3 protein-coding genes are annotated in these 2,690 nt (G+C 62.4%); 1 reads left to right on the forward strand and 2 read right to left on the reverse strand.

Translation table 11 applies throughout. The annotated features are described in order from the left end of the window. On the reverse strand, window positions 1-247 hold a 247-nt coding region (locus tag NV64_RS24265; RefSeq protein WP_255410340.1), incomplete at its 3' end, for a Rid family hydrolase. Window positions 248-303: 56 nt separating this feature from the next. Then, the gene (locus NV64_RS21265) at window positions 304-1,443 is read right to left on the reverse strand and encodes a tyramine oxidase subunit B (protein WP_101506717.1); all 1,140 of its coding nucleotides are present in this window, start codon (window positions 1,441-1,443) and stop codon (window positions 304-306) included. A 158-nt stretch (window positions 1,444-1,601) separates the two neighbouring features. Between NV64_RS21265 and NV64_RS21270 the strand changes: the two genes are divergently transcribed. Next, window positions 1,602-2,435, forward strand: a complete 834-nt coding sequence (locus tag NV64_RS21270) for an AraC family transcriptional regulator (RefSeq protein WP_101506718.1) — start codon at window positions 1,602-1,604, stop codon at window positions 2,433-2,435. Window positions 2,436-2,690 lie beyond the last annotated feature (255 nt).

Consider the following 2,690-nt stretch of genomic DNA (forward strand, 5'->3'; position numbering starts at 1 on the left):
GGTTCTGGATAAACACCCGCGACATCACCACGTCGGCCAGGCTGGCATCGGCGGCGGCCAGCGCCCGTTCGATATTGGCAAACACCTGCAGCGTCTGCTCGCGGATATCCTCCGGGATCAGCCTGCTTTGCGGGTTGCGCCCGGCGGTATTCGAGACATAAATCCAGTTATCCACCGCCACCAGCCGTGAATAGCTGGCCTTCTCTTCAAACGGCGAGCCGGACTTCACTTTCAGAATCTGAGTCATGCGTAATTCCTTATTCATTAAACGTGCCGCAGGCCATCGCCACAGCGGTTATGGCCTCAGCGCAGCGCCGGGGTGTCCCACAGGTTGAGTTTGACGCCGATACCCATCTCCAGCGCCCGGCGATACAGCACCGTGCCCCAGGCAACATCCTCCACCGGCATACCGCCAACCGACATCAGGATAATCTCGTCGTCATTACGGCGGCCGGGGGCCTCGCCCAGCACAATCTGGCCGATATCTTCCAGCTGACCGGCGGGCAGCCGCCCTTCCGCCACCATATCCATAAAGTGCACGCCGATGATCGGGATGGTGACATGAGCCGGTTTCGGGGACTCATCGAACCACGCCTCATACAGGCCGGTATTATCCAGTACCTTGCGCACGTCCGGCTGCTCCATACCCGCGTCAATGGTGCAAGCTGACGGCATCGCCAGAAACGCGCCGGGTTTAACCCATTCGCGTTTCACCGGTGGATAGGTCGAGGGGGCACCCACCGGATTCGAACAACAGTAGGTGACGATATCTGACCCGCGTACCACCTGTTCATAGCTGTCGACCACCTGCACGTTCTTCACCTGCGGATACGTGGCCGCCAGCCAGGAGATAAAGTTGTCGATGTTCTGCTGGCCGCGCCCTTTCAGCTTAAGGGTGTCGATATGCGGGCAGACGGCGAGGAACGCAGAGACCGTGGTTCGGCCCATCACCCCCGGCCCGGAGAGGCCAATCACCCTGGCGTCTTTGCGCGCCAGATGGCGGGCACCGACGCCAGGTATTGCGCCGGTACGGTAGGCAGAGAGCAGGTTGGCGGACATGTGTGCCAGCGGCGCGCCGGTATCCGCATCGCTGAGCGTGAACATCAGGATCGAGCGCGGCAGCCCTTTCTCGCGGTTGGCGATATTCGAGCCGTACCACTTCACGCCAGCGGTACAGAAGCGGCCGCCGAGATAGGCCGGCATCGCCATCAGCCGGCGATCCGGGGTCGGTTTTGGCATGGTGGGGAACGGCGAGTTTTCCGGGAACATAATCATCGCGCCGTGGGAATCGTTATTGGCACCGGCCATGCGGTAGTCACCGCGCCACAGCAGGCCAAACATCTCCTCCATGGTATCGACGCAGGCAGGCATATCGGTGACACCGGCGCGGATCATGTCCGGCTCGGAGAGATAGAGAAAGTCAATTCTGGTGCTGGCAGACATGGTTATCACCTCATTGCTGGCTGTTGATGCGTTAATCAATAGCCCGGCCAGCGTGGCGCTGTATTGAATATTTGCGACATCAGGCAGCGAATGCCCCTTACGTGAGATGGCATCCGCTTTGCATTACAGCTGTTCTTCTCAGAATTCTGGAGGCACCTATGTCGACCGCCGTACTGACCCGTCATGCTGACGCGATCTGTCCCGAACAGCCGTGGTTCGTACTTAATGCGGCCCGGCATTACGCGCTCATTGCCTCACGGCACCCGGCCATTTCACACTTCTACAGCTTTGAAGTGGCCCCGGAAGCGGCGCTGACGCTGGCGATCCCCGACGGCTGCGTGGATATCGTCTTCGACTGCGACAGCGCCAGGCCGCTGGCGCGCGCCTGCGGCTCCACGCTGAGCGTGCGCAACGCCGCGCTGCTGGCGGGCCACCGCTATTTCGGCGTGCGTTTTGCGCCGGGGGTGATGCCGGATTTTCTCGATGTGATGGCCGAGGAGTTGACGGACCACGCCTTTAACGTGTTTGAGGTGATGCCGGATGCCCGCGCCGCCTGCGAGCAGATCCTGCGCACTCCCCAGTTCTGCCAGCAGGTGGCGCTGTTTAACCAGCACTTCTCCGCCCGGCTGATGCGCAGAATGTCCCCGGCCACGGCGGCGGCGGTGCGCGCCCTGCTGCAGCAGCAGGGCAACCTGCGCGTCGACCAGCTGGAGGCGCTGACCGGCTATACCTGCCGCACGCTGCAGCGGCTGTTTCGTCACGACACCGGCCTGACGCCGAAGGCGTTTGGCCGCATTATCCGCTGCCAGGCGGCGCTGAACCGCCTGCACGCGCCCGTGCGCTGCTCGTTCACCGACCTGGCGCTGGAGCTGGGTTTCAGCGACCAGTCACACTTTCTGCGCGAGTTTAAAACCCTGGTCAGCATGACGCCGCTGGAGTTCTGCCGCCGGGCCACGGATGCGGACTGGGCAACGCGGCTGAGCATGCACTGAGGCTGCGCCGCCGCGGGTGCTGATGACCGCGCACGCACCAGCGTTGTGCATCGGCAGCCCGCTGCCCTGTCTGATTTGTTCTATCCCTGCCGTCAGCGCTGCGAAATGATGCGCCCACTGCCCCCTCCCCGCCGCCGGCTGTTATGGCGGGGTTCACTCCCTGGCAGCAGAGGTGCGGCAATGCATAACACAACCGGATTACGAAAAAATACCCTTGGGCTGGCTTCACTGGTGTTCTTTGTGGTGGCCGCCGCC

Source organism: Erwinia sp. B116 (genome assembly GCF_002865965.1).
Classification (GTDB): domain Bacteria; phylum Pseudomonadota; class Gammaproteobacteria; order Enterobacterales; family Enterobacteriaceae; genus Erwinia.

Coding starts and splice junctions, on each gene's coding strand:
- NV64_RS21265 (WP_101506717.1), bottom strand. CDS start 1,443: ATGTCTGCCAGCACCAGAATTGACTTTCTCTATCTCTCCGAGCCGGAC.
- NV64_RS21270 (WP_101506718.1), top strand. CDS start 1,602: ATGTCGACCGCCGTACTGACCCGTCATGCTGACGCGATCTGTCCCGAA.